Below are 16,138 nucleotides of genomic sequence, written 5' to 3' on the forward strand. Positions count from 1 at the left end.
GCAATACCGATCGCTTCAACAACCAGTTATACATAACCCAAATCGAGTATTGAGTACCGATGGCTTGGAGTTTGGTAAATGAAAGCAATCAAAAGTCGAGTTCAGTGGGTTTTGAGCGGACGTAGTTCTACCGCTGCAACTTTGCAGACAGTTATGGCAAGAATACTCGTGCTAGCCGCCAACATGGGGACTGGAATCATTACGTCTAGAGCCTTGGAGCCACAAGGAAGAGGTGAATATAACGCGATCGCCCTTTGGCCTCAGTTTTTAGCTTACCTCTTAATGTTGGGCTTACCATCTGCCATACAATACAACTTCAAGCGTCATCCAGAAAAAGAATCGGAACTTTTTTCAGCAGCTCTTGGATTGAGCATGGTACTGGGTTTATTTGCCATGACGCTCGGCATCGTATTCATGCCAAGATTCCTACCACAGTACTCGGCAGATGTGATTCGCTTTGCCCAATGGTACATGCTCTTAGCTCCGATCGTCCTTTTAACAGAAATTTTTTTCTCAATCCTGGAAGCAAACCAAGAGTTTACCTTTGTCAATCAACTTCGTTCCTTACAACCATTATTTACTCTAGCTATTTTGGGCGTGTTGGCATCGACCGAGCAACTGACTCCTTTGACTGCCGCTCTAGCCTACAGCGTACCTGGATTGCCTCTATTTTTCTGGATGTCGAGATATTTATGGCAGCGCTTTCGCCCCCGTTGGAAAGGGTTAGGCAGTGCCTATCGATTGTTAGTCGGTTACGGCATTCGTGCTTATGGCATGAACTTACTAGGAACTCTAGCCGAGAAGATCGATCAAGCATTAGTGGTGACTATGCTATCCCCTGCTTCGATGGGTTTGTATACGCTAGCTTTGAGTGTATCTCGAATGCTTGGTTTATTTCACAGTTCGACGATTACCGTCTTGCTACCCAAAATTGCCGCACGTCCGATTGAAGAGGTGGTGGCTTTAACTGGACGAGCAGTCCGTGTCAGTACGGCTGTCACTATAGTCGTTGCCCTAGCAGTTGCAATCCCAATTCCGTTTTTGATTCAGTTGCTTTATGGTGAAAAATTTGTTGAAGCTGTTGGTGTTTTTCGCATTCTCAGTGCAGAAATTACGGTTGGAGGCGCAGCTTGGGTTTTGGCTCAAGCTTTTATGGCTGTAGGTAGACCGGGAGCGTTGACGGTTGTAGAAGCAATCAGCGTATTGGTGACTGTACCCCTATTGATAATACTCATTCCCATCTACGGATTGGAAGGTGCGGGTTGGTCGCTATTTATTTCGACAGTCTTTCGCCTAGTCTGCTTGCTTGCAGGCTACCCACTACTCCTGAAAGTACGCCCGCCTGGTTTGATTGCGACTAGAAAGGATATAGATTTTTTACGGCAGGTATTTTTACATCAGTGAGGATGGCTCAAATCATTCCGGCGATCGCGACCGATTATAAGGTATAAATTATGCTTAGTAAAAGACCCTCGACAAGAGATAAGTTGCATAACTGGAGGCAATTGAATGCAATCGACCAATTTTAGTGGCAAAATCTATTTTTATTGCATTCCACCGGATATTCCTGAAAAAACAGGCTATCCCCACACGATGATTTGCTTGGGTGATGGATTAAAAGCTTTAGGAATAGATGCTTACGCCAATATCAACTATTGGCGGCTAGCTCCAGATACAGAAGAGTACCTGTTTCGCTACGACCCTGAAATTACACCAGATGACTGCTCGATTGTTGTCCTCAATCAAGACTGGTTTCGAGTAGCAGATAAGCCTTTTCCACAACATTTATTTCATCCCAATCGAAAATATATTACTGTCTATCTAGACAGCGATGATGGTAGTAAAACGCACGCTTATAACCCTGAGTTTCGCCAATTTGATTTTATTTTTAAAGTTTGTTGTAATCGTTACTTCAAATATCCCGACAATATTCGCCCTTGGGCGCAGGGAATATCTAGCCGGATGTTGCGAGAATTAGAAAACATTCCACCGATCCAGGCAAGAAAAAGACAATTGTTAGTTAATTTTAGAGAACCGCACAAAATCAAGCACTCTGTCAGGCGAATAGTTCGTAAAGAACTGCTGCCTCAAATCAATGCAGCTCTACCAGTTAATAATGTCGTTGAAGGTCTGGATAACTTTTCTACAGAGCCTTATCACTACATGCATTGGTCGCAAACAGGGAGAAGACATTCGCCAGGTTATTTCCAAAGTTTAAAAGATTACGCTGCTTGCGCCTGTTTTGGTGGCTTTTTTGTCACTCCTATACCTCGCGATCCTTCTACGGCAACAAGTCGTTTGCTCAAAAAAATTCTCAGCAAATTGGAGTGGAAATCAAATCGGATTACAGATTGGGATAACTGGCGTTACTGGGAGTCCCTTGCAGCAGGATGCGTTAGCGTGCGCGAGGATTTTGACAAGTACGGTTTTATGATTCCGGTCATGCCAGAAAACTGGCGACACTACATTGGGATCGATCTGAGCAATATTAAACTAGCTGTGGATAGAATAGCCAGCGAACCAGAAATTTTAGAAAAGATATCTATTGAAGGCAGACAGTGGGCGCTAGAAAATTACAGCCCCGTACCTACAACGTTACGCTTTCTGAATACAGTCAGCGAAAAATTATAATAAATAACCACCTATGTCTACGAATATAACTACCACTATAACAGCGCCAGAATCGTTAGTTAGTGTTATTATTCCTACCTACAATCGCCCAGAATACTTGAGAAAAGCGATCGCGAGTGCGGTACGCCAAACATATCGTAATATCGAAATCATCGTATCTGACGATTGCAGTCCTGACAATCCTCAAGCAATTATTGACGAGTTTCAAGACCCCCGGATTCGGTTACGTCGCAATCCACAGAACTTAGGCATTGCATTAAATGTCACGAGTGCATTTAAAGAAGCAAAAGGCAAGTATGTTGCGAGTTTAAATGATGACGATCTGTGGAATGAAGATTATTTAGTAAAACTCGTACCATATCTTGATGCTAATCCAGAATTAGTTGTCGCTTTTTGCGATCATTACGTGATTGACTCAGAGGATAAAATCGATTATCTAAAAACTGAGGAAAATACGCGGTATTGGCAGAGATCGCGGCTGAAAGAAGGAATTTACCAACCTTTTTACGAGTTGAGTGTGGTCGATCAGTCCGTATTCATCGCCCTAGCAACTGTCATCCGTAGAGATGCGATCGATTGGGATAGCATCCCGTTGGAAGTAGGATTGTTTTGGGATCTCTACTTGGCATATCTTGCTTGCCGATCTGGTAAGGGTGCTTACTACTATCCCGAAAGATTGACGCGCTACCGCATTCACCCCCAATCAGAGACGCAAATCAGCGGCAAAAAAAACGTGCAGGCGAAGATTCGCACGGGTAAAGCAGGAATCTTTTGTTACGAGCAATTCATAGCAGACGAGTGTTTACAACAATTTCGCCCGTATTTTAGAGCCAAATTAGCACAATCTCACACGACTTTGGGAATTGGTCTGATGCGGTCTGGACAAATTGCGGCAGCACGCCCCCATTTCTGGAAAGCAATCCAATACCAATTAAACTTGCGTAGTGTAGCTGCACTGACCCTGAGCTTTACGCCTGGGTCAATCGTCAAGCTATTAAAAGTCTAATCGGGTGAGTCGTGGAGTTAGCAAGTCATGATGATTTCTGTTTTGATACCTACTTATCGCCGTTCGCAAGACTTGGCACGCTGTTTAGTGGCTTTACAACAGCAAGCTCGACCGGCGGATGAGGTGCTGGTGGTCGTCCGCGATAGCGATACGGAAACTTGGCAATTACTAGCAGGATTAGACCCTCATGCTTTACCATTGCGCACTGTTAAGGTGAGCGTCCCGGGAGTAGTAGCAGCCATGAATGCAGGCGTTGAGGTGGCAAAAGGAGAGATTATTGCCATTACCGATGACGATGCCGCACCCCACCCCGATTGGTTGGAGCGAATTGAAGCTCACTATTTAGCAGATGAGAAAGTGGGTGGTGTTGGCGGACGCGATCGAATGCACTACGGAACGCAGCTCGTCGAAGGTCAATCTCACGTAGTCGGTCGATTGCAGTGGTTTGGACGAGCGATTGGCAACCACCATCTTGGCGTAGGAAATGCCCGTGAAGTTGACATACTTAAAGGGGTAAACTCCAGTTATCGGCGTTCGGCGATCGCTCGTATCCGCTTTGACGAGCGGATGCGGGGTACGGGGGCGCAGGTACATCACGAATTGATGTTGTGCCTAACTCTAAAACGGGCTGGCTGGAAGCTGATTTACGATCCTCAAATTGTCGTCGATCACTACCTCGGGCAGCGGTTTGACGAAGATCGGCGCAACCAGTTTAATGCAATTGCTTTTAGCAACATGACATATAATGAAACCTTGTCTTTGCTGGAACACTTGACTCCTATGCGGCGAATAGCCTTCGCAATCTGGGCAGTTTTAGTAGGAACGCGAGATGCTTGGGGTTTAGTACAGTTATTGCGGTTCTTGCCGAGTCAAGGAAAATTGGCGTGGCAAAAGTGGCTTGCCTCCATGCACGGGCGCTGGCAAGCGTGGGTAACTTGGAGCAATCGCGATCGCTCCTCAGAGGTATGGGCGCAGCATTTGTAATTCGTAATTCGTAATTTGTAATTATCGATTGAGAAATCTGCCTTGGTTTAAATGCTGTCATCATGGAGATGCTACTAGGTGAACTCTAAGCAAACACTTTCAACTCCTACTTTCGGATTGCAGCCAGCACCAGCTTGGATGGCAATTATCGGATTTGTATTGATTGCATCGCTGTGCTTAGTTGCTGCTAGCGGGGTTGCGCGCTATGCTTTCCCACTGAGTGCTTTTGTTGTAGGTGCGTTTCTCTATTTTCGCTATCCTGTCTTTTACGTCAGCTTTACTTGGTGGATTTGGTTTCTCACGCCGTTGCTTGCCCGGATCGTCGATTTTAAGAGCGGCTGGGATGCACAGCGTTTAATGCTGGTCACGCCTTTTCTCGTCTCGTTGCTAAGCGGGATTACTCTCATTCGCTATTTACCTAAAGCATATCGTCAAGGCGGCTTACCCTTGATCTTGGCTTTTGTTGCCGTACTCTATGGTTTTCTAATCGGATTGGTGAAGAATTCGCCTATGGCAGCAACGCGAGCGAGTCTGGACTGGTTTACGCCAATCCTATTTGGCTTCCATCTGTTCATCAACTGGCGCGATTATCCCAAACTTAGTAAGACAATTCAGCAAACTTTCCTTTGGGGCGTGCTAGTTTCCGGTGTCTATGGTGTCGTGCAATACTTAGTTGCACCAATGTGGGATCGGTTCTGGATTATTGAAACAGAATTGGTGACAAATGGCAGACCAGAACCACTTGGCATTCGCGTGTTTAGTACCATGCATTCGCCCTTTCCTTTTGCCGTGGCAATGATGGCGGGTCTGGTGTTGTTATTTAACACGAAAGGAACTTTACGCATCCCTGCTTCTGTCGGAGGGTATTTGGCTTTTCTACTATCGGCAGTCAGAGCGGCATGGGGTGGGTGGCTGGTAGCACTTATCACCTTGCTAACTGCCATGAAAGCACGCCTACAGCGACGATTGATTATTTCCATCTTAGTGATGTCTGTGTGCGTGATCCCGTTGGCAACGATCGAGCCTTTCTCGGAAGTCATTAATACTCGCTTACAGTCTTTTTCAGACATTCAGAAAGATACCAGTGCTAACGATCGCGCTGCTACCTATGAGAAACAACTCAATCTTGCTCTATCTGATTTTCTGGGTAAAGGGTTGGGAGGGATGTACGCTACTAACAGTGAAGGTCAGTTAGAACAAGTTATCCTCGACAGTGGCGTTCTCGATTTATTCTTCACCCTGGGCTGGTTTGGCGCAATCCCCTACTTGGGGGGCATTGTTCTCATTATCTATACGCTGCTGCAAAATTCCGAACTGCGGCTGGACTCTTTTGCTAGTGCTGCCCGTGCCATTAGTATTGGCGTTCTCGTTCAGATGCCACTGGGAAATACCATAGTTTCGCTTGCGGGTATGGTTTTTTGGTGTTTTGTAGCTATGTGTTTGGCAGCACGTAACTACTACCAGCAGCAGAAGCGATCGCAGTCAACGAATATGGTAGGGAGCAGGGAGTTGGGAGTCGGGAGTCGGGAGTCGGGAGTCGGGGAAGAAAGCAGAGGGAGCAGAGGGGCAGAGGGAGAATTTAATTCCGCGCTTCCGTAGCTTGCTGAGGCGTAGAGGTATTCCGAATTCCGACCTCTCCCCACACCCCACACCCCATTCTTCACTGATGACTGTCAACTGTCTTCACGCATGGCAAGTTCGTCATAGACTGCTAGGGTTTCTTGGTGGACTCTGGTCGCTGTCAAACGCTCTATATTCTGTCGTGCTTTGTCTTTCCAAGCGTGGAGAATTGGCGGCTCGTTCAGTAATTCAGTCAGAGCAGCTGCTAAAGCATGACTGTCTGCTGCTGGGACTAAGATGCCTGCCTTCCCACCGTCCAAAGCTTCAGGAATGCCATCGACGTGAGTGGCAACAATAGCACATCCTGCTTCCCGCGCTTCTGGAATTACCAAAGGAGAGGGATCGCGGTGGGAAGCCAGTACGAAAATGTCAGCAGCCATTAAATAGCGTTGCGGTTGTGGTTGAAACCGCTCGAAGTGGATGCGATCGCTAACAGGCGTGTTCCGTGCTTGAACTTCAAATAGTTCGCGATCGGGACCATCTCCAACTAAGTAAAGCTGAGCTGTAGGAAAATCAACAGCAATTTGGGCAAAGGCAGCAATTAACTCAGCAATCCCCTTGCGTTTGTACATTCCCGCCACAGTTACGATTGCTGGGTGTTTTAGGGTTACGGGGACGCACTCTTTAAGTAGGTAAGTCCGGGGGCTACCTAGCGTACCGTTAGATATCACCCGCAGTTTTTGCTCTGGAATACCACGCCGTACCATAGAGTCTGCCACAGCCTTACTAACTGCAATGACGCGATCTGCCAAGCCCATCAGAACAGCACTACGCTGAAATTCGTTATGCACCGTCGATACGAGAGCGTATTTCGACTGAAATCTCAAAGTACTTGCTAAGACAACTCCCGTCATCATATGGGCATGAACGATGTCGGGGTCAAACTCTCTGACAATGGCTCGATAACCTCTAGCAGCTTCGATTAACTCGATTGGTTTTCTCGTCTGGTCTAGTTTGAAGTGCTTGACACCATGTTGCATGAGTAACTTCTCATAGCCTCCCCCAGCAGAAGCTACACCCACTTTGCAACCAGCCTGTGCTTGCAGACACGCTAAGTCTACCGCTACGTTAACTATGCCGTTACCAGCTTCTAGCACGTGATTCAAAATATGCAGTACGTGCATTTATATCCCTACAATTCCTACAATGTCAGATAAGTTATGAATGCGTGCCATATGCACAAACGAGCTTGAAACAGTGAAGGTTATTGATGCATAAACCAGAAGCAAATAAATCCTTCACCATAGTAGCTGCGATTTGACTGTTTTTTGAGTATTTTCTGGGGCGAGCTTAGGACGTGCGGAGAGTCACATCATCCCACTTCACGTAGTCTCCTTTTTTTCCAGTTCCCGTGGTTCCTAACTCTACGACTGCCCAGTCTCGGGAGATGGGTAAGGTGATTTCTAAATATTCCCAACCATTTTTCTTGGTGGCAGTTTTTGACATCTCTGCATCTCCATCGCGATCGTCATAGCCGAGAATTTTGAGCGTTGCCTTGGCATTGCCGTTGACATATGCCCAAGCACCGATCGCCACATTTTTGCCTGGTGGCAGCTGACCGGCAATTCGTCGGATTCGGACTGGCGTACCCGCTGCGGTGCCATCTAATTTGACGTAACCCCTACCTTTATGCGCTCCACGAGCATCGTTACGCACGAAAGTTACGTAAGGTAAAGGTCCCATATCGCCGATGTCGCCAGCACCAAAATGTACCCACTCAGTCTCAGGATTGTTGGCAGACTCAAAACCTTTGTTAGCAAGCGGTTGGTTCAGACGCATACTTTTGATTTTTTGATACGTCGTGGTGGGCTTAAAGTTTGGGGCGATCGCCCACTCATCATGACCGTCAAGATCGAATAGTATGGCGTTGTCATAACCGAATCTTTTGAGCTGTTGCCCGAAGATCGCAAACCACCGACGACGACAGTTTTCTTTCTCAGCCGCTGAACCAGGACACCAGCTTGAAATGACTCCGGCTTCGCTAATGGCAAGCGGTTTTCTGATGCCGCGTGCTTCTAGCGATCGCCAAGGATGCCCGAAACGATTGTCGGCAATTTGTCCGCCATAGGCATGTAAGCCGATGTAATCGCTCACCTTATCGATGCCGTGATCGAGCATTTCATCTAGGATATGGGATTCAATTCCTGAAATTGGGGGTGATTCGATCTTAATTCTCGGGTCAATGGCTCTAGCAGCTTTAAAGGCAATCTGAGTCATGTCTACGCACTCTTGAGCTGACATCTTGCCATTGCCATAGTCTAATTCTGGTTCATTGTCAATAATATAATAAAAAATTTTACCTTTGTAATGTGCCATGACATTGCGAACGAAATAATTGAAGTTCGCTTGCCATTGCTCGTAGTTGCTATCTCGATCGACTCCCAATCGAGGAGATACAACTGTATGAATTTTCAGCCCTGCATCGAGATACTGCCGCACGGCGATATCTCTGGCAAACCAATCAAAGGATGAGCCTTCTGTCTTACCGCCAACACCATCCATGCCCATACGAACTAAGCCTAAGCCTAGATCCTTCGTATGTTTAATCGATCGCGCCACATATGCTGGATCGGTGTTATAGCCAGTACCGTTATTAATTCCCAGATATGGACCGCTGGGAGTAGCTCTGACACTAGCGCTGGGCGATCGCGCCGGAGGTTTATTAGATGTGACAGAGAATAAATTTGGAATGAGATAAATAGAAATTAAACTAAAAATAATTAACCCAGCAATGACACTCAATAAAAGCTTAAATCCCAAGCGATGACGAGCAGGTTGTTTAAACTTAGTCGAATTTTTTTTAGATCTCTTCAACATTTCGATTAGTATTGAGCTATTATGCAATCGATTTGAGATTTTTTTTGCTGTCAGATAACATCATAAATAATAACTTACCCGTGAAAAGGCGATCGCCTTTTCCACGGGTAAGCTGAGAAAATCTGAGTTAAGCTATGGCGCGCGTCCGCGATTAGAGTACGCGGACGCTAACGTCATCCCACTTCACGGAGTCGCCTGCTCTGCCAGTTCCCGACGTTCCTAGTTCGACCACTGCCCAATATCTGGAGATAGGAACGGTAATTTCTAAATACTCCCAACCGTTTTTCTGAGTTGAAGTCTTCGAGATCTCGGCATCACCATTTCTAAAGTCATACCCCAAAGCTTTTAGCGTTGCTGAGGCTCCGCCACTGACATAGACCCAAGCACCAATTGCTACCTTCTGGTTTTTTGGCATATCGCCTAAAATTCGCCGAATTCTAATTGGCGTGCCAGATCCAGCCCGACCGCTCTCTAACTTGACGTAGCCTTTACTGCCGTTACGCCCTCCTTGATTGTTATCATTCTGGACGAAGTTGATATAAGGCGAAGTCCCTTTATAAATCCATTCATCGTTGTTATCAGCAGGAGTCCACTCATTTTCAACGTTATTCGTCGACTCGAAGCTGCCATTCGAGAACAGCTTATTCAGGCGTAAATCTTTAATTTGGTAATAAGCTTTCGTGGGGTTAAAGTCTGGCGCAACAGCCCAGCTATCGTGACCGTCAAGATCGAATAGGATGGCGTGATCGTAGCCAAATCTTTTTAGTTGTAGCCCGAACATGAGGAACCAGCGGCGGCGACAGTCTTCGGTTTCAAATTGGGAACCGTTGCAATACTCGTTAATCGATCCCGATTCGCTAATAGCAAGGGGCTTTCTGATGCCGCGTGCTTCCATGACTCTCCAAGGATGACCGAGACGATTCTCGGAAATCTGTCCGCCATAGGCGTGCAAGCCGATATAGTCGCTGACCTTATCGATGCCGCGATCTAACATCTCGTTGAGCAAACCGGATTCAATTCCCATCACGGGCGGCGACTCAATTTTAATATTGGGATCGATGGATTTGGCTGTTTCGTAAGCAATCCGAGTCATGTCAACGCATTCTTGAGCTGACATTTTACCGTTGCCATAGTCGAGATCGGGTTCGTTATCGATGATGTAGTAAAAGATTTTGCCTTTGTAGCGCATCATGACGTTACGAGTAAAATAGCGAAAGTTTGCTTTCCACCGCTCGTAGTTACCGTCTCGATTGACGTGCATCCGCGCTGATAACACGGCGTGAATTTTGAGTCCGGCATTGCGATATTTATCGACAACCATATCTCTGCCCGACCAATGAAACCCTGCACCCTCCGTATTACCCCAAACGCTATCCATACCCATACGGACGACTTCTAATCCCAGGTTTTTGGTGTGTTGGATGGAGCGATCGACGTATCCTGGGTCCATGTTGTAGCCAGTGCCGTTATTCATGCCCAGAAAACTTGTTAAGGCAGTTGCTGGCAACGTGTAGAGGAGAGCTGAAGCAATTAATACTGAAACAATTGACTTAGACGATTTAGCTTGTCGTTCTGATAACTTTTTTGGAGCTATGTTTTGTAGTTTCTGGTAGAATTTCATTGTGTACCTCTAAATGGAATTAATGCAGAATCAATGCAGCACAAGTTGACGATCGCACTTCATCTGCTACTCAATGCGGTTTGAGTAGACGAGAAGTCAATCGTGCAGAAAGCCGCTTTATTGCTGGCGATCGCGCTGCAATATTGGCAAGCTAGAGGGAAGGGTTAGCTGGCTAAGGAAAGTGAAGCAGCGCTTGATGCAAATAGCTTTTCCAGTAGTTAAAGAAAGAACTATTTCAGTATGGTTATGCAATAGAGCAGTGTAGTGAAATGGAAAGAATTTAAGTCATTACACTTGAACTTGGTAATGAAGTTTCTGAAAAAAGCAGAATGCTTTACAAGAGCTTTACATGACCAATCTACAACTAAAGTAGGCTTGCTCAGATGCGGATTCAAGAGGAATTTTACTGATCTACCTACTAGTCGAGATTTCCCCGATCGCCTTGTTTTCTTTAACTCTTATCGTAAAAATACTACTAGTGAAAATACCGTTAAATCGACGGATGCAGAGCATTTTTTTGAGCAATCTCACTAGAAATATAGTTATAGCTATCTTGAAATTTAAAAATTATAAAGATACAATATTTGACTTTCTTAAAATAAGAAAATCTCAGTTTTATATCTGTAAAAATCTTAGTAAAATCTCGTAAATTTGCGATCGCTGCTAACTTAATTGAGCGATCGCCTAATGTTTTAGTTCTTCACAATTTCGCCAAAATTCGCCAACACGCGAGCATGATTGCGAAGTAAACCGAGTAGATTCAAGCGATTGCGCCTAACTTCTGGATCGGCATCCATAACTAAAACGCTTTGTTCTCCATCAAAGAAGTTGCTGACAGTAGGAGCAATTTGAATTAAAGCATCTATTAATTGTTGATAGTTTCGCGATTCTCTAGCAGCCTGGGTTTGCGGAACGAGTTGCAATAGTGCCTGGTAGAAAGCTTGCTCGGAAGATTTTTGAAAAAGTTTTGGTTTAACTAAATTTTCTGGCTGCAACTGCGTGAAATCTAACTCTCCTTGAGCCGCGAGACGAGTAGAACGGTTGACTGTTTCGTAGATTTTGTCTAAAGTGCCGTTATTACGAATAGATTGTAAGAAAAGAGCGCGATCGCGTACATCTAATAAGTCTTGCAATGCTCGCAATCTGTATTCAGCATCACTTTCTCCCAGTACAGCATTGACTAAATCGTAGTCGATACTTCGTTCTTCTTGTAATAGCGTGCGAATTCTTTGAATGAAAAATTCCTGTAGAGATGCGTTTAACGTCTCTATACTGGTTTTGGCATAAGTTTTAATAAAATCTCTTGCCGTTTGCTCTAATAATTGGTAGAGATTAATTGATAAATTAGCCGCCCATGTAATAGAAACGATCGCATTTGCCGCACGGCGCAGCGCAAAAGGATCGGAGGAACCTGTAGGCAACATTCCCAAACCGAAAATGCTGACTATGGTATCAAGTCGATCGGCAATTCCGACAACTTGACCTGCTAAAGTTTCAGGTAGGCGATCGCCTGCATTACGTGGTAGATAATGTTCAAAGATAGCTGTAGCTACGGTTTCCGATTCACCACTTTCTACAGCATATTTTTGACCCATTACGCCTTGTAATTCGGGAAATTCAAACACCATTTGGGTGACTAAATCTGCTTTACACAAGCTAGCAGCGCGTTCGATTTGGTGGCGTTCTTGTTGGCTTACTTGCAACTGTTGATTAATTTGCTGCGCGATACTAATAATGCGTCCAACTTTGTCGCCAACTGAGCCTAAGTCTTCTTGAAATGTAACTTTTTCTAATTGGAGTAAATAGCTTTCTAAAGGTTTTGCTAAGTCAGTTTTATAGAAAAATTGTCCGTCAGCTAACCTGGCGCGAATTACTCGTTCGTTACCTGCGGCAATAATATCTGATTTAGCAGGATCGCCATTAGATATAGTAATAAAATTTGGTAGTAGGGGCGCACGGCTGTGCGCTCCTACCTGAAATACAGGAAAATAACGTTGGTGGCTTACCATTACCGTAGTAATGACTTCTGGAGGTAAGTTTAAAAATTCTGAATCGAATTTTCCGACTACAGCAGTAGACCACTCAACTAAATTGGTGACTTCTTGTAATAATTCGGGATAGATCGTAACGCTACCATTGAGTTGTTGTGCGATCGCCTTGACTTGTGCTTCAATTTTTGCTTTGCGTTGTTCGACATCGACATCGACAAAAGCAGAACGCAAGCAAGAGACATAATCAGTGGCTTGAGGGATGGAAACTGTTGCAGGATGTAAAACGCGGTGTCCCCACGAAATGCGATCGCTTTTAATTATCTCGGAACTATTTTCAATTTGAATTGGTAAGACTTCTGTATCTAATAAAGCGACCAACCACACAATCGGACGGGAAAACTTTAAATCGCCGTCTCCCCAACGCATAAACCGCTTCCCTTCTAACCCGAAAATCCACTCAGGGACGAGTTGAGTCAAGATTTCTGCGACAGGACGACCTGGATAAGAGACGCGGACAAACACAAACTCGCCTTTATCCGTAGGACGAATTTCTAAAGCATCTAATTCTACCCCTTGCTTTTTGGCAAAGCCTTCAGCGGCTTTGGTGGGTTTACCGTCTTTAAATGCAGCTTGCGCGGGTGGTCCTTTAATTTCCTCGTCTCGGTCTGGTTGTTGCGGTGGTAGACCTTTGATGAGTACGGCGAGGCGGCGGGGAGTGCCGTAGACTTCAACTGTTTCTGCCGTAAGATTGTTATTGGTAAGACTTTGAGGTATACGCGATCGCCATTGCGCGATCGCGCTATCGACAAAACTGGCGGGGAGTTCTTCTGTTCCGACTTCTAATAGGAAATTAGGCATAGCACCCTAGATTGAGCGAGGCTTAATAAAAGACCTAGTTTCAACAGTTTACCGTGCCTGCAATCCCATTGGGTACGATGGACGAGAGTTGATAGGGTGCATTAATTAACGCACCCTATTAATCTTACGCACCTACAGACTCTTTAGCCGCGTACATCACTTCTACGGTGATTTCGGTAAAATGGCGATCGCGGGCAAATTTTTCTGTATTCCGCTTGACTTTTCCGCGCACGAAGCCAGGAATTTTATTCAATTCTGCTTGAGCGTCTCTCGTCCAAGCTAAATCGGTATCGGCAGATACTCCCTTGGTGATCGCTTCCTTGGTATCGTGTCCGCCAAAGATTTCTAGCAAGTGATCTTCCATGCCCAAGGTAAACGAATTGTACACCAAATCGGCAATTTGATTCGTGCCTTCGTAACCCATAAAAGGCTTGTAGCCAATCGGGAAGTTTTGAATGTGAATTGGTGCAGCAATTACGCCACATGGGATATCTAACCGCTTACCTACGTGACGTTCCATCTGCGTCCCAAATATAGCAGAAGGTTCGACACGGGCGATCGCATCTCCAATTGCGCCATGATCGTCTGTAATAATGACCTCATCGCAATATTCGCTGACCTGTTCGCGGAACCAGTCAGCATCGTATTTGCAGTAAGTTCCAGCCCAAACGACGTGAATTCCCATTTCTCGTGCGAGAATTTTAGTTATGGCAGCGGCGTGGGTGTTGTCGCCAAAGACGACAGCTTTTTTACCCGTCAAGTTTTGGCAGTCAATTGAACGCGAGAACCAAGCGGCTTGAGATACGTAGAGAGTTTGGTTGTTGATGTACTCTTCGTAGTCAACATTAGCACCTTGAGCATTAATCACTTGCTGGATTTTACGCAAGCAACGAGCAGTTTCGACTACGCCCATCGGAGTAATATCTACACAAGGTATGCCGAATTCTTGCTCTAAGTAATTTGCTGTTAATAAGCCTAGTTCGCGATAGGGGACGAGATTAAACCACGCACGGGGTAAGTTCTTCAATTCGTGAACGGAAGCACCTTCGGGAATGACAGCATTTACCTCAATACCCAAGTCAGCCATTAACCGTTTTAACTCGGTGCAGTCGTGTTGATTGTGGAAACCTAGAGTAGAAACACCGATGATATTAGCTGAAGGCTTTTCGGTTTTAGCTGTGGGTAGTTCGCCCTTTTTCCGTGCTTTATCGATGTAGTAGCGGACAATTTGATCTAAAGTGCGATCGGCGGCTTGTAGTTCGTTGACGCGGTAGTGGTTGACATCCGCCAGTAGTACGTCAGCTTTTGCTTCCAGTGATGCTCTCTCGACAAAGTTTTGCAGGTCTTCTTGTAAAATGCTGGAGGTACAGGTAGGAGTTAATACGATCAGATCTGGATGTTCTTCCGCATCTTTACGGGTAATATTATCTACTACTTTCTCCTGAGAACCACGGGCAAGGACATGTCTGTCTACAATGCTAGCTGTAACTGGGGTAAAATTTCTTTCTCGCTCCAACATCGATCGCATGACGTTGAAGTAGTCGTCGCCTAAAGGCGCGTGCATAATTGCGTGGACGTTTTTGAACGAGCTAGCGACACGCAAGGTTCCTATATGTGCGGGACCAGCATACATCCAGTAAGCCAATTTCATATCTACCGTATTCCCCTCTGTGAATTGCGAATCGTAGGATTTAACGTCTGTTTTTTCCGATTGTCGCAAACATTGCGATCGCACCAAATACAGGGCATTGAATGACTGTACGCTAGGGAGAATGGCTGAAATCCTTATGGCGTATCGTAATGGGGTGTTAAAGACGCGATCGCTTTCCTGATTTTTGCAACGATTCTTGATGTTTAGTTATATTCTGTAGTATCTAAAAGGCTGCCTTGAAAGTCTTTGTCTAAGATTGTATTTATGTCTTTAACTCGATCGGGTAGTCAACAAATGAGTGACTTTAAATTGTTTGACATTGGGCTTAGTCTTTTGTCTATATCCTTAGAACCCACGATAAAGGCTGTTCGGAAGATACCCTCAATACCACACTGGATATTTGCTGTTTCCACGCTTGCTACAGCATTATCCAATATGAAAGTATTCTCATTTCATAGCCATCTTCAAACTGTTAAAAATTATCTTGAAGAGAATTGGCTAGATTTTTTTCTTGCATTCGACCGAATTTTTTTGGTGCTTTGGAATATTATTCTTGCTTTTGATTTTAATGGCTATCGATATCTGGATTAGATACTACGATGAATATATTTATGTATTTCTCGTTAACTCAATTTTATTTTTAATTCATTTACTAAGAAGTAAACCAAACTATTTTCTAGAGCAAGTAGGTCTTTACTCTCTTGCCTTTTACTTATATACTTCTTTATACTATATGAATTTATTAATAATAGCTACATCAAATTTTGCAGAATTAGACTTACTGCTTAAAAACAATCCTTCATTTGAAATTGCAGGAATTGGAGCTGGGGCGTTGTTATTACTTTGTATTGGAGATTTATGTAGCAAAGTAGGACGCTGTTTAGGTGTGTTCTACTTGTAGGATAAAAACGCTTGATAAATAGTGAGAGGGTAATTACCCAACTTCAAGTACTTCTTGA

11 protein-coding genes are annotated in these 16,138 nt (G+C 44.8%); 6 read left to right on the forward strand and 5 right to left on the reverse strand.

Annotated elements, in window-relative coordinates:
• Positions 1–78 precede the first annotated feature (78 nt).
• The 5 genes from N4J56_RS01340 (at position 79) to N4J56_RS01360 (ending at position 6,220) form a co-directional block, all read left to right on the forward strand.
• Entirely contained in the window at positions 79–1,404 is a 1,326-nt protein-coding gene (locus N4J56_RS01340; protein ID WP_317104793.1) for a lipopolysaccharide biosynthesis protein, read from the forward strand.
• A gap of 105 nt (positions 1,405–1,509) precedes the next feature.
• Positions 1,510–2,631 carry a glycosyltransferase family 1 protein gene (locus N4J56_RS01345; protein ID WP_317104794.1) on the forward strand — a complete coding sequence of 374 codons (1,122 nt, stop codon included), beginning with the start codon at positions 1,510–1,512 and terminating at the stop codon, positions 2,629–2,631.
• Between the two features lie 13 nt (positions 2,632–2,644).
• Positions 2,645–3,637 (forward strand): glycosyltransferase family 2 protein, encoded by a 993-nt coding sequence (locus tag N4J56_RS01350; RefSeq protein WP_317104795.1) that lies wholly within the window; start codon positions 2,645–2,647, stop codon positions 3,635–3,637.
• Between the two features lie 27 nt (positions 3,638–3,664).
• Positions 3,665–4,621 carry a glycosyltransferase family 2 protein gene (locus N4J56_RS01355; protein WP_317104796.1) on the forward strand — a complete coding sequence of 319 codons (957 nt, stop codon included), beginning with the start codon at positions 3,665–3,667 and terminating at the stop codon, positions 4,619–4,621.
• Positions 4,622–4,699: 78 nt separating this feature from the next.
• Positions 4,700–6,220, forward strand: a complete 1,521-nt coding sequence (locus N4J56_RS01360) for an O-antigen ligase family protein (RefSeq protein WP_317104797.1) — start codon at positions 4,700–4,702, stop codon at positions 6,218–6,220.
• A 74-nt stretch (positions 6,221–6,294) separates the two neighbouring features.
• Here N4J56_RS01360 and N4J56_RS01365 read toward each other — a convergent pair whose 3' ends face one another.
• The 5 genes from N4J56_RS01365 to bchB all read right to left on the reverse strand — a co-directional run bounded on the left by N4J56_RS01365 (position 6,295) and on the right by bchB (position 15,179).
• Positions 6,295–7,365: a glycosyltransferase family 4 protein gene (locus tag N4J56_RS01365; protein WP_317104799.1), complete on the reverse strand. Its 1,071-nt coding sequence runs from the start codon at positions 7,363–7,365 to the stop codon at positions 6,295–6,297.
• 166 nt (positions 7,366–7,531) lie between these two features.
• Positions 7,532–9,058 carry a hypothetical protein gene (locus tag N4J56_RS01370; protein WP_317104800.1) on the reverse strand — a complete coding sequence of 509 codons (1,527 nt, stop codon included), beginning with the start codon at positions 9,056–9,058 and terminating at the stop codon, positions 7,532–7,534.
• A gap of 151 nt (positions 9,059–9,209) precedes the next feature.
• Entirely contained in the window at positions 9,210–10,679 is a 1,470-nt protein-coding gene (locus N4J56_RS01375) for a hypothetical protein (protein ID WP_317104801.1), read from the reverse strand.
• Between the two features lie 692 nt (positions 10,680–11,371).
• Entirely contained in the window at positions 11,372–13,528 is a 2,157-nt protein-coding gene (gene glyS / locus N4J56_RS01380) for a glycine--tRNA ligase subunit beta (protein ID WP_317104802.1), read from the reverse strand.
• A gap of 124 nt (positions 13,529–13,652) precedes the next feature.
• Positions 13,653–15,179 (reverse strand): ferredoxin:protochlorophyllide reductase (ATP-dependent) subunit B, encoded by a 1,527-nt coding sequence (bchB, locus tag N4J56_RS01385; RefSeq protein ID WP_317104803.1) that lies wholly within the window; start codon positions 15,177–15,179, stop codon positions 13,653–13,655.
• Between the two features lie 568 nt (positions 15,180–15,747).
• Between bchB and N4J56_RS01390 the strand changes: the two genes are divergently transcribed.
• On the forward strand, positions 15,748–16,080 hold the full coding sequence (locus tag N4J56_RS01390; RefSeq protein WP_317104804.1) for a hypothetical protein: 333 nt from the start codon (positions 15,748–15,750) through the stop codon (positions 16,078–16,080).
• Positions 16,081–16,138 lie beyond the last annotated feature (58 nt).

Origin of the sequence: Chroococcidiopsis sp. SAG 2025, assembly GCF_032860985.1 — a bacterium.
GTDB lineage: Bacteria > Cyanobacteriota > Cyanobacteriia > Cyanobacteriales > Chroococcidiopsidaceae > Chroococcidiopsis.

What these genes read in the sequence shown, in the direction of transcription:
- N4J56_RS01355 (WP_317104796.1), top strand. Translation starts at nt 3,665, where the DNA reads ATGATGATTTCTGTTTTGATACCTACTTATCGCCGTTCGCAAGACTTG.
- N4J56_RS01370 (WP_317104800.1), bottom strand. Translation starts at nt 9,058, where the DNA reads ATGTTGAAGAGATCTAAAAAAAATTCGACTAAGTTTAAACAACCTGCT.
- N4J56_RS01365 (WP_317104799.1), bottom strand. Translation starts at nt 7,365, where the DNA reads ATGCACGTACTGCATATTTTGAATCACGTGCTAGAAGCTGGTAACGGC.
- N4J56_RS01390 (WP_317104804.1), top strand. Translation starts at nt 15,748, where the DNA reads ATGGCTATCGATATCTGGATTAGATACTACGATGAATATATTTATGTA.
- glyS (WP_317104802.1), bottom strand. Translation starts at nt 13,528, where the DNA reads ATGCCTAATTTCCTATTAGAAGTCGGAACAGAAGAACTCCCCGCCAGT.
- N4J56_RS01345 (WP_317104794.1), top strand. Translation starts at nt 1,510, where the DNA reads ATGCAATCGACCAATTTTAGTGGCAAAATCTATTTTTATTGCATTCCA.
- N4J56_RS01340 (WP_317104793.1), top strand. Translation starts at nt 79, where the DNA reads ATGAAAGCAATCAAAAGTCGAGTTCAGTGGGTTTTGAGCGGACGTAGT.
- N4J56_RS01375 (WP_317104801.1), bottom strand. Translation starts at nt 10,679, where the DNA reads ATGAAATTCTACCAGAAACTACAAAACATAGCTCCAAAAAAGTTATCA.
- bchB (WP_317104803.1), bottom strand. Translation starts at nt 15,179, where the DNA reads ATGAAATTGGCTTACTGGATGTATGCTGGTCCCGCACATATAGGAACC.
- N4J56_RS01350 (WP_317104795.1), top strand. Translation starts at nt 2,645, where the DNA reads ATGTCTACGAATATAACTACCACTATAACAGCGCCAGAATCGTTAGTT.